Origin of the sequence: Mesorhizobium sp. B1-1-5 (assembly GCF_006443065.1) — a bacterium.
Taxonomy (GTDB): Bacteria; Pseudomonadota; Alphaproteobacteria; order Rhizobiales; family Rhizobiaceae; genus Mesorhizobium.
On sequence record NZ_VFWS01000053.1, the window covers coordinates 16,968 to 33,829 of the forward strand.

At 64.8% G+C, this 16,862-nt stretch carries 19 protein-coding genes and 1 tRNA gene; 8 read left to right on the forward strand and 12 right to left on the reverse strand.

Going from position 1 to position 16,862, the window contains the following annotated elements:
• Positions 1–278 precede the first annotated feature (278 nt).
• The 4 genes from FJ980_RS17090 to FJ980_RS17105 all read right to left on the reverse strand — a co-directional run bounded on the left by FJ980_RS17090 (position 279) and on the right by FJ980_RS17105 (position 3,271).
• The gene (locus FJ980_RS17090) at positions 279–527 is read right to left on the reverse strand and encodes a Trm112 family protein (RefSeq protein ID WP_140544697.1); all 249 of its coding nucleotides are present in this window, start codon (positions 525–527) and stop codon (positions 279–281) included.
• 170 nt (positions 528–697) lie between these two features.
• Positions 698–1,369, reverse strand: coding sequence for an LON peptidase substrate-binding domain-containing protein (locus FJ980_RS17095; RefSeq protein ID WP_140544699.1), 672 nt, complete (start codon positions 1,367–1,369; stop codon positions 698–700).
• Positions 1,370–1,643: 274 nt separating this feature from the next.
• Positions 1,644–2,639 (reverse strand): thioredoxin, encoded by a 996-nt coding sequence (gene trxA, locus FJ980_RS17100; protein ID WP_140544701.1) that lies wholly within the window; start codon positions 2,637–2,639, stop codon positions 1,644–1,646.
• A 137-nt stretch (positions 2,640–2,776) separates the two neighbouring features.
• Positions 2,777–3,271, reverse strand: a complete 495-nt coding sequence (locus FJ980_RS17105; RefSeq protein WP_140544703.1) for a prolyl-tRNA synthetase associated domain-containing protein — start codon at positions 3,269–3,271, stop codon at positions 2,777–2,779.
• A gap of 260 nt (positions 3,272–3,531) precedes the next feature.
• Between FJ980_RS17105 and FJ980_RS17110 the strand changes: the two genes are divergently transcribed.
• The 4 genes from FJ980_RS17110 to FJ980_RS17125 all read left to right on the forward strand — a co-directional run bounded on the left by FJ980_RS17110 (position 3,532) and on the right by FJ980_RS17125 (position 5,136).
• Positions 3,532–3,606: transfer RNA gene (locus FJ980_RS17110), tRNA-Gly, on the forward strand.
• Between the two features lie 393 nt (positions 3,607–3,999).
• Positions 4,000–4,293, forward strand: coding sequence for a hypothetical protein (locus FJ980_RS17115; protein WP_140544705.1), 294 nt, complete (start codon positions 4,000–4,002; stop codon positions 4,291–4,293).
• A gap of 24 nt (positions 4,294–4,317) precedes the next feature.
• A complete protein-coding gene (locus FJ980_RS17120; RefSeq protein ID WP_140544707.1) occupies positions 4,318–4,515 on the forward strand; it encodes a hypothetical protein in 198 nt (65 codons plus the stop codon).
• 237 nt (positions 4,516–4,752) lie between these two features.
• Complete coding sequence (locus FJ980_RS17125) at positions 4,753–5,136, forward strand: hypothetical protein (protein WP_140544709.1); 384 nt, start codon at positions 4,753–4,755, stop codon at positions 5,134–5,136.
• A gap of 89 nt (positions 5,137–5,225) precedes the next feature.
• Here the strand turns inward: FJ980_RS17125 and FJ980_RS17130 are convergent, their stop codons facing one another.
• Positions 5,226–5,666 carry an Lrp/AsnC family transcriptional regulator gene (locus FJ980_RS17130; RefSeq protein WP_140544711.1) on the reverse strand — a complete coding sequence of 147 codons (441 nt, stop codon included), beginning with the start codon at positions 5,664–5,666 and terminating at the stop codon, positions 5,226–5,228.
• 127 nt (positions 5,667–5,793) lie between these two features.
• On the opposite strand from FJ980_RS17130, the gene rocF reads away from it, so the two are divergent.
• Positions 5,794–6,726 carry an arginase gene (gene rocF, locus FJ980_RS17135; protein ID WP_140544713.1) on the forward strand — a complete coding sequence of 311 codons (933 nt, stop codon included), beginning with the start codon at positions 5,794–5,796 and terminating at the stop codon, positions 6,724–6,726.
• Positions 6,727–6,728: 2 nt separating this feature from the next.
• On the forward strand, positions 6,729–7,787 hold the full coding sequence (locus FJ980_RS17140) for an ornithine cyclodeaminase (protein ID WP_140544715.1): 1,059 nt from the start codon (positions 6,729–6,731) through the stop codon (positions 7,785–7,787).
• Between the two features lie 196 nt (positions 7,788–7,983).
• On the opposite strand, the gene FJ980_RS17145 is transcribed toward FJ980_RS17140, so the two are convergent.
• From FJ980_RS17145 to FJ980_RS17175, 7 genes are all read right to left on the reverse strand, one after another.
• The gene (locus tag FJ980_RS17145) at positions 7,984–8,430 is read right to left on the reverse strand and encodes a hypothetical protein (RefSeq protein WP_140544717.1); all 447 of its coding nucleotides are present in this window, start codon (positions 8,428–8,430) and stop codon (positions 7,984–7,986) included.
• 102 nt (positions 8,431–8,532) lie between these two features.
• The gene (locus tag FJ980_RS17150; RefSeq protein WP_140544718.1) at positions 8,533–9,531 is read right to left on the reverse strand and encodes a substrate-binding domain-containing protein; all 999 of its coding nucleotides are present in this window, start codon (positions 9,529–9,531) and stop codon (positions 8,533–8,535) included.
• 12 nt (positions 9,532–9,543) lie between these two features.
• Positions 9,544–10,560: an ABC transporter permease gene (locus FJ980_RS17155; RefSeq protein WP_140544720.1), complete on the reverse strand. Its 1,017-nt coding sequence runs from the start codon at positions 10,558–10,560 to the stop codon at positions 9,544–9,546.
• The gene (locus tag FJ980_RS17160) at positions 10,557–12,056 is read right to left on the reverse strand and encodes a sugar ABC transporter ATP-binding protein (protein WP_181181232.1); all 1,500 of its coding nucleotides are present in this window, start codon (positions 12,054–12,056) and stop codon (positions 10,557–10,559) included. The genes FJ980_RS17155 and FJ980_RS17160 overlap by 4 nt, the downstream gene beginning before the upstream one ends.
• Before the next feature lie 139 nt (positions 12,057–12,195).
• Positions 12,196–13,161 carry a sugar ABC transporter substrate-binding protein gene (locus FJ980_RS17165; protein WP_140544722.1) on the reverse strand — a complete coding sequence of 322 codons (966 nt, stop codon included), beginning with the start codon at positions 13,159–13,161 and terminating at the stop codon, positions 12,196–12,198.
• 166 nt (positions 13,162–13,327) lie between these two features.
• Complete coding sequence (locus FJ980_RS17170; protein WP_140544724.1) at positions 13,328–14,203, reverse strand: SDR family oxidoreductase; 876 nt, start codon at positions 14,201–14,203, stop codon at positions 13,328–13,330.
• Positions 14,204–14,345: 142 nt separating this feature from the next.
• Positions 14,346–15,365, reverse strand: coding sequence for an LLM class flavin-dependent oxidoreductase (locus tag FJ980_RS17175; protein WP_140544726.1), 1,020 nt, complete (start codon positions 15,363–15,365; stop codon positions 14,346–14,348).
• A 259-nt stretch (positions 15,366–15,624) separates the two neighbouring features.
• Between FJ980_RS17175 and FJ980_RS17180 the strand changes: the two genes are divergently transcribed.
• Together FJ980_RS17180 and FJ980_RS17185 are read left to right on the forward strand one after the other, a co-directional pair.
• Positions 15,625–16,380, forward strand: a complete 756-nt coding sequence (locus tag FJ980_RS17180; RefSeq protein WP_140544728.1) for a COG4280 domain-containing protein — start codon at positions 15,625–15,627, stop codon at positions 16,378–16,380.
• The gene (locus FJ980_RS17185; RefSeq protein ID WP_140544730.1) at positions 16,377–16,586 is read left to right on the forward strand and encodes a hypothetical protein; all 210 of its coding nucleotides are present in this window, start codon (positions 16,377–16,379) and stop codon (positions 16,584–16,586) included. The genes FJ980_RS17180 and FJ980_RS17185 overlap by 4 nt, the downstream gene beginning before the upstream one ends.
• The last annotated feature ends 276 nt before the right edge of the window (positions 16,587–16,862 follow it).

Below are 16,862 nucleotides of genomic sequence, written 5' to 3' on the forward strand. Positions count from 1 at the left end.
ATTTCCAGCACAATAGGGAACGCAGCAAGGGCGAAAAGCGCCTTCGTCATCCACGGGCGGAGCAAGGAGCGAAGCGACGCGCGCAGACCCGAGGATCCATGCCGTGACCTCGGAGCGCCACTCCGGTGCAGAATTCTGCTCCGCTGCGCCCTTCGATCAAGATCACGGCATGGATTCCAGGGTCTCCGCGACGGAGCTCCGCTCCTGCTTCGCCCTGGAATGACGACGTAAGAACGTCCCGCCAATCTCGAAGGCCGCATGACAGCGCAAGCCCTGCTTCACGACGGCCCGCCGAGCCGGGGCGGCGGCGGGGTCAGCATGTCCTCGGCCGAGATCGTGCGCGCCTCGGAGGGCAGCATGATCGGGATGCCGTCGCGCACCGGATAGGCGAGCTTCGCCACGCGCGAGACCAGCTCGTTGCGCTCGGGGTCCCAGGTCAGCGGTCCCTTGGTCAGCGGGCAGGCGAGCAGCTCCAGCAGCTTCGGGTCGACCGTGGCTTTTCGTCCGTCCCGTCCGTCCGCCGCCATCGCACTCTTCCCTTGTCCACTACACGGTCTAAGTGTGTTGAGATTCAGGTCAGGCCGAGTCGAGAACGGTGGCTTCCGAGAACCGGAGCGGAGCGTACTTAACGTACGTGAGCACCGGAAGCGCAGGAAGCTGCCGTTCGCAGGCCGGGCTCACCTGAATATCAATACACTTATTGTAGACTCGAGCCAAACTCATCGTCCTCGCGCGCCAGCGTCATTTCGGTGATGGCGATCAGCGTTTCGGCGCGCGTCTTCAGGTCCGGCGCTTCCAGCAGCGCCTGCTTCTCGGCCGGCCCGTAGGGCGCCATCATCGACAGCGCGTTAACCAGCATGCCGTTTTCGGCGCGGCTGACGCTTTCCCAGTCAGCCTCGAGGTCGTTGGCCTGCAGATAGGAGCGAAACGCCTTGAGCAGCGCCGGCCGGTCGACCTCGGCGCCGGCCGGATCCTCCTCGAGGTCGGCGAGAAACGGCGCGATCTTGCACTGCCGGAACGGCGCCTTCGCCGTAAGCTCCTGCACAATGCGAAACCGGCACACGCCCTGCAGTGAGATCAAATAGCGCCCGTCGCCCGTTTCGGCGAGCGAGATGATGCGCCCGGCGCAGCCGACGCTGCACAGTTCGGGCTCACCGTCGTCGCGCAATGCGCCGTCGAGGCTGGGCTGGATCATGCCGATCAGCCGCGAGCCGGCCATCGCCAGATCGATCATCTGCAGATAGCGCGGCTCGAAAACGTTAAGCGGCATGCGGCCGCCCGGCAGAAGCAGCGCGCCGGCGAGCGGGAAAACCGGGATTGCCGCCGGCAGATCCTTGGCAAGCCTGTAAAGTGCGTTACCGACGCGCACCGCGACCCTCCCAAAGCAACGCCGGCAAGCGTATCAAAGCTGCAATCTCCTCTCGCACCGGCAAATTCGTCACGATCGGCATCCGGCCCCGCCCTTATCTGGCGCTGACGTCCCGCTGCGCAAGCCTGCCGGCTGCGACAGCCGGCAAAAAAATTCACGGCAATTCCGGGAAAAGTATGCAGTTGGCTCGGCAACTTCGCCGCAGCCTTCCGTCCGGAATTGCGTAAACCGAACTTAAAGCGGTTCGCCGGCCCTGTGAATTGCCGAAACCGCTCTACGAGAACAGCAGCGACGAGAGCTTGCGGCGTGCCGCGAGCGTCGCCTCGTCGGTCATTCCCCAGGCTTCGAACAGCTTCAACAGCTGCGCCCTGGCGCCGTCGTCGTTCCAGGTCCGGTCGGCCTTGACGATCGCCAGCAAATTGTCGGCGGCCGCGTCGCGCTCGCCGCGCGCGTTCTGGATCATCGCCAGATCGAAGCGCGCCTGATGGTCGCCCGGGTCGGCGGCGAGCCGACGCTCGAGCTCGGCCGGATTGCCGAGCGCGGCCGCTGCCGCGGCAAGCGTTATCTTGGCGCGCAGCGCGGCCAGCGCCGGCGCGTCCTTCTTGTCCTCGGGCGCCCGGGCGAGCACGGCCTCGGCGCCTTCCACGTCCCCGGCGTCGTACAGGATCTCGCCCAAGCCTGCGACCGCCTCGATCGTCTCCGGCGCCTGCTCGAGGACCGCATCATAGATGTCGGCCGCGGTTTGGACGTCGCCGGCCGTGCGCGCCTCGGCCGCCGCGGCAAGCGCGTCGGCGATCTGCGGCGCGCCGCCGCCCTTGCCGCCGACCTTCTCGATGAATTGGGCGACCTGGCTTTCCGGGACCGCGCCCATGAAACCGTCGACCGGCTGGCCGTCCTTGAAGGCGATGACCGCGGGAATCGACTGGATGCCGAGCTGGCCGGCGATCGAGGGGTGATCGTCGATGTTCATCTTGACCAGCTTGACCTTGCCGCCGGCGTTCTTCACCGCCTTTTCGAGCTGCGGCGTCAGCTGCTTGCAAGGCCCGCACCATGGCGCCCAGAAGTCGACCAGCACCGGCTGGCGGCGCGATTCCTGGATGACGTCGGCTGCGAAAGTCGCGGTTGTGGTGTCTTTGATCAGGTCGGCCGCCGCCGGCCCGTCGCCGAGCGAAACCTTGGCGCGGTCGCCGCCACCGCCATATTGCACCGTCTGGGCATACTGGCCGCCATTGCCGCCAAACGCGCCGCTATACGGATTTTCGTCACTCATCTTCTCGCCCTTTCGGTCACGCTCTCAGGCGTCGGCGCCCGGCGCGTCATTGTCGGATTTCGCAACCGCCTTCCATGTGGCGATCAGCCCCCGAGTTTCAAGGCAATAAGGCTTTCAAGGCAAGGGCACTTTCAAGGTCATGAGACTTTCAGGATAACAGGATCATGGCCGGTTGCCTCGACGAATCTGATCAGGTCGGCGGCGGCGATCGAGGTCGTCGCCTCATTGGTCAGCGGATGGCCGTTGATGACGTCGTGGCTCATCAACGCTTCGTCGAGCACGATCTTGACCTTGCCTTCCGTGTCGTTGATCAGGCCGAAAACGGTGACCGCTCCGGGGGTGACGCCGAGCAGCTCCATCAGCATCTCCGGCCTGCCGAAGGACACCCGGCCGGCAGCGCCGATCAGGTGATGGATCTGCTTCAGGTCGACCACGGCGTCCTCGCCGACGGTGACGAGGAAATAATTGTCCTTCTTGTCCTTGAGGAACAGGTTCTTGGTGTGGCCGCCGGGAATCTCGCCGCGCAGGCCTTGCGAATCGGCGACCGTGAACAGCGGCGGGTGCCTGACCGTCGAGACGGAAATGCCGAGATCGGCAAGAAAGGCTTTGAGCTCGGCTTCGGTCTTCGGCATCGGTCCTCGCGCGGTCAAAAAAGGGGTCATGCCGTTTACGGCCAACCGTGGCGTCGGGGCAAGGCCGCCGGCGCCATTCCGGCCAAAGCAGGCGGCGGCGCGTGCGGATTTGCGACCGGTCCGGTTTGGCATCGCTTCGATGCTTTTGAAGCGAATGTCGCCGCGGGAAGAATTCGCGCCAAAAAAGACCGTCATTTCCCTGTTGCAATCGGCTCGCTCTTCGGCCATATAGGCGCGGCTTGCGGCCCAAGGCCGCGCGAGCGGGTGTAGCTCAGGGGTAGAGCACAACCTTGCCAAGGTTGGGGTCGAGCGTTCGAATCGCTTCACCCGCTCCAGTTTCCTCACCGAGGATCAAGCAAACGAAAAGCCGCGGTCTCCGCGGCTTTTTCGCGTTTGTGGCCTGCGGGAAACCCGGGCCGGAGTTACGTCTGGACCGTCGGCAACGCGCATTGCCGCATCCCACGGATCTCCCGCAAAACATCCAGCAGATGGTTCACGCGATATTTTCCTTCAAACAGCCACGTTCGCCGCCCGGAAAGTATCCGCTGCCCATCGGACTTGAGTCGCATGCCGAAGGGACTGTAGAGCCTCTTTTGCCGGGTGGCCGACAACTATATGTTGTGTGAAAGTGCTGGAATTAATCCGGCCGGGCAGTCTCGCGGGAGGCATTCCCGCAAGTCGTTACGTTGGGGCATAGCTGGAGCAATTCCAGGAAAGTGTGAGCGGTTGTGGTCGACGACTTCGCCGTAGCCTTCCGTTCGGAATTGCGTCAAAGCAAAGATACGTCGGCCATGAGGTTCACAGCCTTACAGGATCCGTGCGGCCAATGGATGGTGTTTGATTTGCGGTCCGGTTTCCCGGCGCGAATACCGGACATGCTGCTGCTTGGCCCGACTCGCGAGGAGGCGCAGCAGCTCGCGGGGCAGGCAAATGAATTCCTCTCGGTGCCGCGCTCCGCCGTACCTCTTTCTCGATATTTGATCGCCCCGCGATGGAACGATTGGGCATCATCGGAAATTTAGCTTGCGCTAAAACAAGGAGCGCCCATGAGATTCGCGGCAATGCAGGATCCCTGCGACGACTGGCTTGTCTGCGATCTGGTTTCCGATCTCCCGGCGGAGATAGCAGGCCGGCTGCTGATCGGGCTGACGCAACGCGAAGCCGAGCAACTTGCCGATCGGGCCAATGCCGAGCCAATCGGGCGGGCCATCAATTGGCCGGTCCCATTCGCCAGCGTCGCCTGAAGGCGCCCGGCCTCGGCGACCCGCCTCGCCGACCGCGCATCGGCGATTCAACCCCAGATCACATCGGATAACATTTGCGTTCCACCTCCGTTCAACACCGGGGCGGCTTTCTATATGTCGTTTCTGGGCCGAGATCCGCCGGCGGCGAATGGCCAGCACCGCGACACGACGCGACCGGACGGCCCGTTTTCGGAAAAAGCGGTCTTGCCGCTTCCTCCATCACGAGGAGATGTCATCATGCGTTCTTTCACCCCAAAACTCATCGCGGCCGCCTCGATCTTCGCGGCCATACCGCTTTCGAGCGCCTATGCCGTGCACCGCCACCATAGGGCGCAGGTCGACACAATGACCACGGCGTCGGTGCCGGCGGAGCCTGAAGCGAGAGCCGCGACGCAGCAGTTGCTTGGCGTGAAGCAAGGTATCCGTGCGGCCAGGCAGGCCGGCAAGATCTCGCAGGAACAGGCCCGCGACCTGATGCGGCAGGCCGATAGCATCCAGCCCGCCGGCGGCCGTTCCGCGATCGGGCGGATCAATGAGCTGGACCAGCGGCTCCGAAATGTTACCGGCCAGGGAATCTATATGGGCGACGGCTCGGACGGCGGCTATTATCCGAACGGCTGACCGCCTGCATGAGCGGTGCGATGCGGCAGTCATGGAGCAATCCGGGAAAGCCGGATCGCGGCCCGGCGCTGCCGTCACCGATCCTGCCGCTACGCCAGCCGCGCCCGTGTCGTCCTCGGCGTCGCCAGCAGCAGGCTTGTCTCGCTCCCCGTAATGCCGGGGATCAGCCGGATGCGGCGCAGCACCGCGTCGAAATCCGTTAGCGTGGCGGTGCCGAGCTCGACCACCAGGTCCCAGCGGCCGTTGGTGGTGTGGATGGTCGAGACCTCGGCGAGGCCGCCGAGCGCCTTGACGACGCGGTCGGCGGCGTGGCCCTCGATCTCGATCGTCATCACGCCGCGTATCTTCTGATCGACCGCGTCGGCGCGCAGCACCACCGTGTAGCCGATGATCTCGCCGGACTTTTCCAGCCGTTCCATCCGCGACCTGACCGTGGCGCGCGACACGCCGAGATCGATGGCGAGGTCGGATACGCTGCGCCGCGCATCGTGCCTCAGCAGCGTCACCAGTTTCTCGTCGAGAACGTCCATGGCTTTCCATTTCGATCAAATCATCTGGTCAATATGATAGATTAGTCTTCTCGAAATGCCAATTTTCGCTGTTCAAACCGCCAGCGGCTGATGGTTCACTCTTCCAATCAATCGCAAGGTGAGAAAAATGCGCTGCAGGATCGTCGGCGCGCCGGTGCAGGACGGCGCGGGCAGGATGGGATGCGAGATGGGGCCGAGCGCGCTGCGCACGGCAGGGCTGGTCTCGGTGCTGGCCGAGCTCGGCCACGAGGTCGAGGACTGGGGCGCGGTCGAGAAGGCCGCGGCGCGCCCGGTGGTGCACGGCAATCTCGCGCTGAAGGCGCTGCCGGAGATCTCCGCCTGGACGGCGGCGATCGCCGAGACCGCCTACACGGCGTCGCGGGACGCCATGCCGATCTTCCTCGGCGGCGACCATTCGATCTCCGCCGGCACCGTGTCCGGCGTGGCGCGCCGCGCCGCCGAGCGTGGCCGGCCGCTCTTCGTGCTGTGGCTCGACGCGCATCCCGATTTCCACACGCTCGACACCACCACCAGCGGCAATCTGCACGGCGTGCCGCTCGCCTATGCCAGCGGCCAGGCCGGCTTCAAGGGCTATTTCCCGGATCTGCCGCAAGCGGTCGACCCGGCCCGCATCTGCGCCATCGGCCTGCGCAGCGTCGATCCGGCCGAGCGCCGCGCGCTCACTGAAGCCGGCGTCACCGTGCATGACATGCGCGCCATCGACGAGCACGGCATCGCGCCGCTGCTGCGCGCCTTCCTGGCCCGCGTCGAGAAGGAGAACGGCCTCCTGCATGTCAGCCTCGACGTCGATTTCCTCGACCCTTCGATCGCGCCGGCCGTCGGCACCACCGTGCCGGGCGGCGCCACCTTCCGCGAGGCGCATCTGGTGATGGAGATGCTGTCCGACTCAGGCCTGGTCTCAAGCCTCGACCTAGTCGAGCTCAACCCGTTCCTCGATGAGCGTGGCCGCACCGCGACCCTGATGGTCGACCTCACCGCCAGCCTGATGGGCCGCCGCATCATGGACCGCCCGACCCGCAGCCATTCCGGAAGCCTCTGATCATGACCCAGCCTTCGCGCCTTGCCATCGTTCCCTTCGTCAGCGTCGACCGCATGATGAAGCTGGTGCTCGCCATCGGCGTCGAGCGCTTCCTGACCGAGCTCGCCGCCTATATCGAGGAGGATTTCCGCCGCTGGGAGCTGTTCGACAAGACGCCGCGCATCGCCTCGCACAGCCATGACGGCGTCATCGAGCTGATGCCGACCAGCGACGGCAAGATGTACGGCTTCAAATATGTCAACGGCCATCCGAAGAACATGCGCGAGGGCCGCCAGACCGTCACCGCCTTCGGCGTGCTCGCCGATGTCGGCTCCGGCTATCCGATGCTGCTGACCGAGATGACCATCCTGACGGCGCTGCGCACCGCCGCCACCTCGGCGGTAGCGGCAAAATACCTGGCGCCCAAGAACAGCCAAGCCATGGCCATCATCGGCAACGGCGCCCAGTCCGAGTTCCAGGCCATCGCCTTCAAGGCGCTCATCGGCATCGACCGGCTGCGGCTCTACGACATCGACCGCTCCGCCTCGGAAAAATGCGCGCGCAACCTCGCCGGCAAGGGGTTCGACATCGCCATCTGCTCGAGCGGGCAGGACGCCGTGGAAGGCGTCGACATCATCACCACGGTGACGGCCGACAAACAGTATGCCACGATCCTCACCGACAACATGGTCGGCGCCGGCGTGCACATCAACGCGGTCGGCGGCGACTGCCCCGGCAAGACCGAGCTGCACCGCGACATCCTCTTGCGCTCCGACATCTTCGTCGAGTTCCCGCCGCAGACGCGCATCGAGGGCGAGATCCAGCAACTCGACGCCGATCATCCGGTGACCGAGCTGTGGCAGGTGATGACAGGGAAGGCCGAGGGCCGCAAGTCGGCCGAGCAGATCACGCTGTTCGATTCCGTCGGCTTCGCCACGGAAGATTTTTCCGCGCTTCGCTACGTCCGCGACCAGCTCCAAGCCACCGGCCTCTACGAGGAGCTCGACCTGCTCGCCGACCCCGACGAGCCGCGCGACCTGTTCGGCATGCTGGAGAGGGCGGCCATACAGCCGGCGGCTTGAAGTCTTCCTTTCTCCCCGTTTCACGGGGAGAAAGGGGCTGCCGCGCATGATTTCGCCAATCGCCAGCGTTGCAGGATAAGCGTCGAGGCGGCGGCCAACCCTTCTCCCCGTTCACGGGGAGAAGATGCCGGCAGGCAGATGAGGGGCGGCGCCGGCGTCGGTAATTGCCAACACTGATGCATGTCGGGACGCTGGCTTATTGGCCCGCCTTTTCGGTCTGCCTTGTTTTTCGCCGTATACGGCCCAACGTGTCCAGAACCCTCAAGCGCTTCAGCGGGACGCCGTCATACTCCGTAAGAGAACGGCGACCGTTGCGATCTGCAACGGTCAGCATTGCGCGGCACCTGCCGCCTCTGGCATCAAAAGCAGCGAGAAAACTCTGGAAATCCGTCACCTCTGCGCCATTCTTTTTGCAGAAGACAGGAAAGGTTTGCCCGAATATAGCGGCAGCACTTTTCAACTGGTCGGAAGGGCGGCCTCTAATAACACTCCCGTGCAGGAAGTCGATCTCGATGACTCCACCCGGGCTAGTGGCGGCTTCCCCAAACACATCGGTTTGGCAGTAGCCGACAACAAAGCCCAGGCCGCTTGCCAGTGAGTCGGCGAAGTTGTGAGCAATTGCGCAAAGACGTTCATGCTTCATGCTGGAAGGATAGCAACCTCATCGTCTGTTTGCTACCCGTGCCGCCGTTGCGCAGGGTTCACGATCAGGCAGGAAACCTGTTGTTGACTTCGGGATCATGCACTACCCCCGCGCTGCGCAGCTTTCCCTCTCCACCAGAACCGGCGCCAGCACCTCGCGCCTTGACGGCGCTTCCGGCTCGCCCAGCCTCTTGAGCAGCAGGCTCACCGCCAGCGTGCCGATCTTTTCCACCGGCTGCGCGATCGTCGTCAGCGGCGGCCAGGTGGTGACGGCGTAGGGGATGTCGTCGAAGCCGATCATCGACATGTCGTCGGGAACGTGCATGCCCCGCGAGCGCAGCAACGTCAGCGCGCCCATCGCCATCAGGTCGTTGCAGGCAAACAGCGCGGTTATCTCGGGCGCCTGCGCCATCAGCCGCTCCATCGCCAGGCGGCCGCCGGCGAAATGATAGTCGGAATCGACGATCGACGACGCCGGCAGCTCCACGCCTGCTTCGCCAAGCGCGCGGGCAAAACCGCGCAGGCGGGCCGGGCTGGAGCTCGAATCGCGCGGGCCGCCGATCACGCCGATCTTCCTGTGGCCGAGCCCGGCCAGGTATTTCCCGGCGAGGTAGCCGCCATGGTCGTGGTCGACCAGCACCGAATCGACATTGACCGACTGGATCTCGCGGTCGAGCAGCACCGCCGGCACGCTGGGCAAGAGGCGGGCGAACACCCGCGCATGGTCGGACGAGCCGGCGAAGATCAGTCCGTCGATCTGCTTGGCCATCAGCACCGAGAGATAGCGCTCCTCCTTCTCGGCATTGCCGTCGGAGTTGCACAGGATCACCGTGTAGCCGGAAACGAAGCCGGCGTCCTCGATCTGCCGCGCCACGCTGGCGAAGAAGGGATTGGAATTGTCGGGGAGCAAAAGACCGATGGTCTTGGTCTCGCCGCGCCTGAGACTCCTCGCCACCGAATTCGGGCTGTAGCGCAGCGCCGCGATCGCGGCGCGCACGCGCTCGGCCGTTTCCGGTTCGACGTGACGCGTATGGTTCATCACATGCGAGACGGTGGCGACGGACACCCCCGCATGGCGCGCGACATCTGCGATCGTCGTCATGGCCCGTTCCCCTCAGCGGATTTTCCGCAACAGCCTCTCCCGATACGCGTCTAGGATGACCGCGAGCACGATGACAAGGCCAATCACGATGGGTTTGAAATTGTCGCCGACGCCGAGCAGCTGCAATCCGGTGGAGAGCACCTGCAGGATGCAGGCGCCGACCAGCGTGCCGATGATCGAGCCCTTGCCGCCGCTGAGGCTGGTGCCGCCGATGATGACGGCGGCAATCGCGTTGAGCTCGTAGCCGACGCCGGCGATCGGGCTGCCGATGTTGAGGCGCAACAGATAGACCATTGCGGCTATGCCGGCGGTGAGCCCGCTGATGGTGAAGGCGGCGACCTTGTAGAAATCCGGATTGTGGCCCGACAGCCGCACCGCCTCGTCATTGGTGCCGACGGCGAAGATCATGCGGCCGAAGACGGTGAAGCGCAGCACGAACCAGCCGGCGGCGATCACCAGCACCGCGACCAGGAAGATCGACGGCAGGAAGCCGCCGATGATCAGATTGCCGAAATCGACGAAACTCTGCGGCAGGCCGGTGATGGTGGAATTGTCGCTGACCACGCGCGCGGCGCCCGCCGCCATGTTGAGCATGCCCAGCGTGACGATGAAGGAAGGGATCTTCCAGCGCGTCGAGATCCAGCCATTGAGGAAGCCGCACACCGCGCCTGTCGCCATGCAGGCCAGCAGCGCCAGCGTGATTGCCGCGGCCGGCGACAGGCTCTCGTTGATCATCACGGTGGCGCCGACCACGGTACAGAGCGCCAGCACCGAGCCGACCGAAAGGTCGATGCCGCCGGTGAGGATGACGAAGGTCATGCCGGCCGCCAGCACCGTGTTGATGGCGATCTGCACGAAGATCTTCAGCGCGTTGCCGGAGGTGGCGAAATAGGGGGCGGTGGCCGAGAAGAACAGCGTGATCAGCACCAGCGCCAAGAGCACGCCGGCATCGCGCACCAGGAAGCGCAGGAACTTCGCCCGGCCCGGTGAAACAGGCGCCGCCACGGCTATCTCGGACGTCTCGCTCATGGTCGCACATACTCCTGATAGGCGAGCGACAGGATGCGCTCCTGGTCGAAGTCGGATCGCGGCACTTCGCCGACGATCTTGTTTTTCGAAAAGACGATGATGCGGTGGCACATGCCCATCAATTCGGGCAGGTCGGACGACACCATGATGATGCCCTTCTGCCGCGCGGCCAGCATCCACAGAAGCTGGTAAATCTCGCGCCGCGCGCCGATGTCGACGCCGCGCGTCGGCTCGTCGAGGATCAGCGTCGAGGTGCCGCGGAACAGCCATTTGGCCAGGACGACCTTCTGCTGGTTGCCGCCTGAGAGATTGCGCACCGCGTGCTCGATCGAGCTCGCCTTGACGCGTAGCTGCCTGACGAGATCGTTGGCCGCCATGGCCTCCGCCCGACGATTGAGCAGCCCGTTGCGCGAGATTTTGCTGAGATCGGTGATGGTAATATTCTTGTCGACGGCCATGTCGAGCAGCAGGCCTTGGCCCTTGCGGTCCTCGGTGAGCAGGCTCAAGCCATGCCGCACCGCATCCTTGGGCGCGGCGATCGCCACCGGCTTGCCGTCGATCTCGACGACGCCGTCGAGCTTCGGGTCGGCGCCGAACAGCGCCCGCATCGCTTCCGTGCGGCCGCTGCCGACCAGGCCGGCGACGCCGAGGATCTCGCCATGGCGCACGGCGAAGGAGATGTCAGGGGTGGAGGCGTCGCGCTTCAGATTCGCGACGCTGAGCGCGACCTTGCCCGGCACGATCGAGGCGTCGAAGCCATATTCGTCGGCGATGTCGCGGCCGATCATCATGCGCACCAGGTCGGGCACGGTGAGGCCGTGCAGGTCGCGTGTCGCGACCAGCCTGCCGTTGCGCAACACGGTCACCCGGTCGCCGATCTCGAACACCTCGTGCAGCCGGTGCGAGATGTAGATGATGGTGACGCCCTTGGCCTTCAGCCGCTTGATGATGGAAAACAGCCGCTCGATCTCCGGCGGCGTCAGCGTCGCCGTCGGCTCGTCCAGCACCAGAAGCTTCGAGTCGTAGCTCAGCGCCTTGGCGATCTCGACCAGCTGCATCTGCGCGACGCCGAGCGCCTCGACGCGTATGCGCGGATCGATGTCGAGGCCGACTTCCTTGAGCAGCACCAGCGCGCGGCTGTTGAGCGCCTTGCGGTCGACGATGCCGAAAGCGCGGCGCGGCAGGTTTTCCAGCATCAGATTCTCGGCGATGCTGAGATAGGGCAACAGGTTCAGCTCCTGATGCACGACGCGGATGCCGCTCTGCTGCGCGTCATGCGGCGTCTTCGGCCGGTAGGGCTGGCTGTTGAACGCGATCCTGCCCGAGTCCGGCTGGTAGATGCCGGCGAGCAGCTTGATCAGCGTCGACTTGCCGGCGCCGTTCTCGCCCAGGATGATATGGGTCTCGCCGCGCGCGATCGACAGCGACACCTCGCTCAGCGCGATGGCGCCGGGAAAGGTCTTTCCGACCCCTTCAAGGGAGAGAATCGCATCCATGGGCGGCAGAATCCTAAACCGTGCCCGTCGGCGACGATAGCGGCGCGGACGCTCCGTCACCGCCACCGCAATTGGCGGCGGCGGTGACAAGAGAGACAAAGCCTGGCGCCGGAAGGGAGTGCCGGCGCCCCGGCTCGCCTCATGCCGTGACCAGCTTGACGTCGGTCTTGACCCAGCCGGAGAATTTCTTGCCGGCTAGCTCGCGCAGGCCGTAGTCGATGCCCATCGCCGCCATCTTGGCGCCATACTGCTCGACGGTGGCGAGCATCTTGCCTTCCTTCAGCAGCGGACCGACGGCCGGGATGTTGTCGAAGCCGACGACCTTGATCTGGCCGGACTTACCGGCAGCGTCGATCGCCTTGACGACGCCGAGCGCCATCGAATCGTTGGCCGCCATCACGCCCTGGATGTCGGGATGCTGGGTCAGGAAGTTGGTCATCAGCGTGTTGGCTTCCTCGGTTTCCCAATGCGCGGTCTTGGAGTCGAGCAGCTTCAGCTTGTACTCCTTCACCGAATCGTCGAAGCCGAGCTTGCGCTGCTTGGCGTTGTCGGCCTCGGGATTGCCCTCGAGGATGACGACCTTGCCGCCCTTGCCCAGCGCCTTGCCGAGCGCGTCGCCGGCCAGCTTGGCGCCGGCGCGATTGTCCGGACCGAAGAAGGCGAGGTCGATGCCGGCCTTCTTCTTGGCCTCGGTGTCGAGCGCGACGTCGATGTTGATGACCTTGATGCCGGCCTTCAGCGCCTTGGCGATCGGCGTGACCATGGCTTTCGAGTCGGCCGGCGCGACGACGATGATGTTGTAGTTCTGGGTGATGAAGTTCTCGATGGCATCGACCTGCGCGGCGAAGTCGCGCTCGTCCTTCATGCCGACGGCGGCGAAATCGAACTTGTCCTTGTTCTTCGCCGCATACTCCTCCGCGCCCGCCTGCATCTGCTTGAAGAACTCGTTGGCCAGGGACTTCATGACCAGGCCGACCTTCGGCTTGTCGGCGGCGAGAACCGGGCCGAGCGGCAGCGCCAGCGCGCCGGCGGCCAAGGCGCTGGTCTTCAGGAACTGGCGGCGCGAGAACGGGCCAAGCCCATGCGTGTTCGAAATCTTGCTCATTAGTCTCCTCCACTTGATTGAGCCGTAATCGGTTACGTAACCGATTACGCTGGAGAGTAGAGCGCGGATTTGGAGGGTGTCAATATCAGGAGCAGCCCCCGACTGGAGGGTTGGCCGCATTCAACCGCGTCTTAAACCGCTTGGTTGAAGGTGAGCGCGTGAAAGCCTACCCGCAAAATGCCCGTGCATAGGTCCGGGCGAACTCCGCGAAACTGGTCGGCCGGACGCCGAAGGTCTCATGCGTGGCGAGATGGACGCGGGACTTCGGCCGCCTAAGACGCTCTTCCAACTGCTCGCCAAGCGCATCGACAAAATCCGCAGGGGCACCGCTACCGAGCAGCATGCGGCGGCGTTCTTCCCAGCTGACCGGGACATATCTCACGGGCCTTCCAATCGCGGCCGATATCCGTTCAGCCAACTCGTGCATCGTCAGCGCCTCCGGCCCTGTCATGTCCAGGCTCTCGCCCTGGTGGCCGCCGTCCCGCAACAGCCGGCAGGCGACCTTCGCGATGTCCTCGATGGCCACCGGCGCAAGCTCGATGCCGGCGAAGGGCAACCGCAACTCGCTATCCCGGCTTATGGTCGAAGCCTCCCTGAGATAGACCTGCATGAACTGCGAAGGCCGAAGATGCGTCCATGCCGGGCCTGCCGCTTCGAGATGGTCTTCGATCTCTTCATGCATGCGCGTGAACTGGAATTTGGCCGGATCGAACCCGATCCCGGACTCCGCTCCGGAGAATTTGACGACATGCTGGACACCGGCCTGCCGGCACAGGTCGATGAAATTGCATTGCGTTTCGCGCATGTCCGGTGTCCCCGACGAGATCAGCAACACCCGCGTGATGCCCTCAAGCGCGGTCTTGACGTCGTCTCCAGCCCGCATGTCGCCTTCGATCACGTCGATGCCCGGCAATCTGTCGAGACCGGCGGCCGACGCCTTGTGAGCGCTTCTTACCAAAGCCCTCGCCGGCACATGGTTTTGCGCCAGCTCACGAACAATTATCTGACCGCTCAAGCCGGTCGCGCCCGTCACCAATATCATCCGTCTTTCCTTTTCACGGCCGGCCGAATCCGCCCGGCAAAACGCCTCGCCATGCCAAGACGAGACGGCGGATGAAAAGGATTCTCGACTGTCGAAAAAAATTACCGGCCGCGACCCGGGTCGGCCGCGGCTGGATCGAGCGTCACCGCCAGCCCAGCGCCGGCGCGACGTGCTTCAGGATCGACTCGATAACATGGGCGTTGTAGTCGACGCCCAGCTGGTTGGGCACGGTGAGCAGCAGCGTGTCGGCCTCGGCGATCGCCTCGTCCTCCTTCAACTGCTCGATGAGCACATCCGGCTCGGCGGCATAGGTGCGGCCGAACACGGCGCGTTTCTCCGGCTCGATATAGCCAAAATGGTCCTCGCCCTCGCTGCCGCCGAAATAGGCGCGGTCCATGTCGTTGACGAGAGCGAAGATGCTGCGGCTGACCGAGACGCGCGGCTCCCTGGCATGGCCGGCTTCCTTCCAGGCGGCGCGATAGGCCCTTATCTGCTTGGCCTGCTGGACATGCAGCGGCTCGCCGGTCTCATCGAATTTCAGCGTCGAGCTTTGCAGATTCATGCCGAGCTTGGCCGCCCACACGGCCGTGGCGTCGGTGGCCGCGCCCCACCAGATGCGTTCGCGCAGGCCCGCCGAGAACGGTTCGAGCCTGAGCAGGCCGGGTGGGTTGGGGAACATCGGCCGCGGATTGGGCTGGGCAAAGCCTTCGCCGCGCAGCAGGTCGAGGAAGATCTCGGAGTGCCGGCGCGCCATGTCGGCATCGCTCTTGCCCTCTTCCGGCACGTAGCCGAAATAGCGCCAACCGTCGATCACCTGCTCGGGCGACCCGCGGCTGATGCCCAACTGCAGACGCCCGCCGGCAATCAGGTCCGCGGCGCCCGCGTCCTCGGCCATGTAGAGCGGGTTCTCGTAGCGCATGTCGATGACGGCGGTGCCGAGCTCGATACGCTTGGTCCTGGCCCCGGCCGCGGCAAGCAGCGGAAACGGCGAAGCGAGCTGGCGGGCGAAATGGTGGACGCGGTAATAGGCGCCGTCGGCGCCGAGCTCCTCGGCGGCGACCGCGAGGTCGATCGACTGCAGCAGCGCGTCGGCGCCCGAGCGCGTGCCCGATTGCGGCGAGGGCGACCAATGCCCGAACGACAGAAATCCGATCTTCTTCATGGCTCCATTCCTGCTGGAGCGGCCCATCGACCGCTTGAACTTCCTGTTGCTCCAGCAGATAGCCAGGGCAGTGCTGCGATACAACGGACACCGAACGGATACAGACCGTCAATGCGTTCTGCGAATGTCCGGCCTCGCGTCAGGGCGTGATGGGGCCGGAGGGCGGCGCCGATCGCGTCATCCCTGGCATTCTCTGCGCCGCCGAAGCGCTGTATCGTTCACGCCACCCGATGATTCCCGAGCATTGGACGAAGCCTGCATGCATGGCCTGACACCCACATTTTCCACCGTGACGGCCTCTTTCCTGGCGTCCTTCGTCGAAGTGGTCGAAGCCTTCACGATCGTGCTCGCCGTCGGCGTGACGCGCGGCTGGCGCCCCGCGCTGACCGGCGCGGCCCTGGCGCTCATCTTGCTTGCGGCGCTGGTGCTGGCATTCGGACCGCTGCTGGCGCTCGTCCCCATCACCGTCCTGCAATTCGTGGTCGGTGTGCTTTTGATCCTGTTCGGCATGCGCTGGCTGAGAAAGGCGATCCTGCGCAGCGTCGGCGTCATCGCACTGCATGACGAGGAGCAGGCCTTTTCCAGGGAGACGGCCGCCTTGCAGCGGCAGGCCGCCGACCGCCGCGCCGACTATCTGGCGGCCGTCGCGTCGTTCAAGGCGGTGCTGCTCGAGGGCGTCGAAGTGGTGTTCATCGTCATTGCCGTCGGCGCCGCGCACGGCCAGACGCTCTATGCCGGTCTCGGCGCGCTGGCGGCCTTCGTGCTGGTGATGCTGATCGGCCTTGCCGTGCATCGTCCTTTGGCGCGCGTGCCCGAGAATGCGCTGAAATTCGTCGTCGGCTTGATGCTGACCAGTTTCGGCGTGTTCTGGACCGGCGAAGGCCTCGGCGCCGAGTGGCCGGGCGCCGACCTCGCTCTGCTCGCCATCTTCGCCATCATTGCCGCCGCATCCTTCGCCATCGTGCGTTGGCTGCGCGGCGCCTACCCGGCGCCCGCCGAAGGAGTTGCCCGATGATCCGTCTCGTTTTCAACGAGCTCGTCGGCATGTTCGTCGACGACGGCAATCTCGCCCTGCTCGCGCTGATCCTGATCGCGCTGATCGCCGCCGCGGTGAAGTTCTTGGGACTGCCGCCGCTCGTCGGCGGCTTCCTGCTTCTCGCCGGCTGCCTGGCAATTCTCCTGCAGAGCACCCGCCGCGCCGCGCGCGGCAGGGTACGCTGAGCGGCGTTCATTCCGGTGAAGCTGCGCAACCGCTGGAGATTGGCCGAGACCTACGAACTTCGTCATCCACGGGCGGAGCGACGCGCAGCGGAGCGCAGACCCGAGGATCCATTCCGTGACTTTGGCCGTGGAACGCAGCGGAGCAGAATTCTGCACCGTGGCAACGCCTCGACGTCACGGAATGGATTCTATGGTCTTCGCGCGTCGCTCCGCCATAGAATGACGATCGCGATGGGCATTTCGGCTAGTCTCCAAGGCATGCTGCGTGCCGGCATG

What these genes read in the sequence shown, in the direction of transcription:
- FJ980_RS17090 (WP_140544697.1), bottom strand. Translation starts at nt 527, where the DNA reads ATGGCGGCGGACGGACGGGACGGACGAAAAGCCACGGTCGACCCGAAG.
- trxA (WP_140544701.1), bottom strand. Translation starts at nt 2,639, where the DNA reads ATGAGTGACGAAAATCCGTATAGCGGCGCGTTTGGCGGCAATGGCGGC.
- FJ980_RS17105 (WP_140544703.1), bottom strand. Translation starts at nt 3,271, where the DNA reads ATGCCGAAGACCGAAGCCGAGCTCAAAGCCTTTCTTGCCGATCTCGGC.
- FJ980_RS17120 (WP_140544707.1), top strand. Translation starts at nt 4,318, where the DNA reads ATGAGATTCGCGGCAATGCAGGATCCCTGCGACGACTGGCTTGTCTGC.
- FJ980_RS17125 (WP_140544709.1), top strand. Translation starts at nt 4,753, where the DNA reads ATGCGTTCTTTCACCCCAAAACTCATCGCGGCCGCCTCGATCTTCGCG.
- FJ980_RS17130 (WP_140544711.1), bottom strand. Translation starts at nt 5,666, where the DNA reads ATGGACGTTCTCGACGAGAAACTGGTGACGCTGCTGAGGCACGATGCG.
- rocF (WP_140544713.1), top strand. Translation starts at nt 5,794, where the DNA reads ATGCGCTGCAGGATCGTCGGCGCGCCGGTGCAGGACGGCGCGGGCAGG.
- FJ980_RS17140 (WP_140544715.1), top strand. Translation starts at nt 6,729, where the DNA reads ATGACCCAGCCTTCGCGCCTTGCCATCGTTCCCTTCGTCAGCGTCGAC.
- FJ980_RS17145 (WP_140544717.1), bottom strand. Translation starts at nt 8,430, where the DNA reads ATGAAGCATGAACGTCTTTGCGCAATTGCTCACAACTTCGCCGACTCA.
- FJ980_RS17150 (WP_140544718.1), bottom strand. Translation starts at nt 9,531, where the DNA reads ATGACGACGATCGCAGATGTCGCGCGCCATGCGGGGGTGTCCGTCGCC.
- FJ980_RS17155 (WP_140544720.1), bottom strand. Translation starts at nt 10,560, where the DNA reads ATGAGCGAGACGTCCGAGATAGCCGTGGCGGCGCCTGTTTCACCGGGC.
- FJ980_RS17160 (WP_181181232.1), bottom strand. Translation starts at nt 12,056, where the DNA reads ATGGATGCGATTCTCTCCCTTGAAGGGGTCGGAAAGACCTTTCCCGGC.
- FJ980_RS17165 (WP_140544722.1), bottom strand. Translation starts at nt 13,161, where the DNA reads ATGAGCAAGATTTCGAACACGCATGGGCTTGGCCCGTTCTCGCGCCGC.
- FJ980_RS17170 (WP_140544724.1), bottom strand. Translation starts at nt 14,203, where the DNA reads ATGATATTGGTGACGGGCGCGACCGGCTTGAGCGGTCAGATAATTGTT.
- FJ980_RS17175 (WP_140544726.1), bottom strand. Translation starts at nt 15,365, where the DNA reads ATGAAGAAGATCGGATTTCTGTCGTTCGGGCATTGGTCGCCCTCGCCG.
- FJ980_RS17180 (WP_140544728.1), top strand. Translation starts at nt 15,625, where the DNA reads ATGCATGGCCTGACACCCACATTTTCCACCGTGACGGCCTCTTTCCTG.
- FJ980_RS17185 (WP_140544730.1), top strand. Translation starts at nt 16,377, where the DNA reads ATGATCCGTCTCGTTTTCAACGAGCTCGTCGGCATGTTCGTCGACGAC.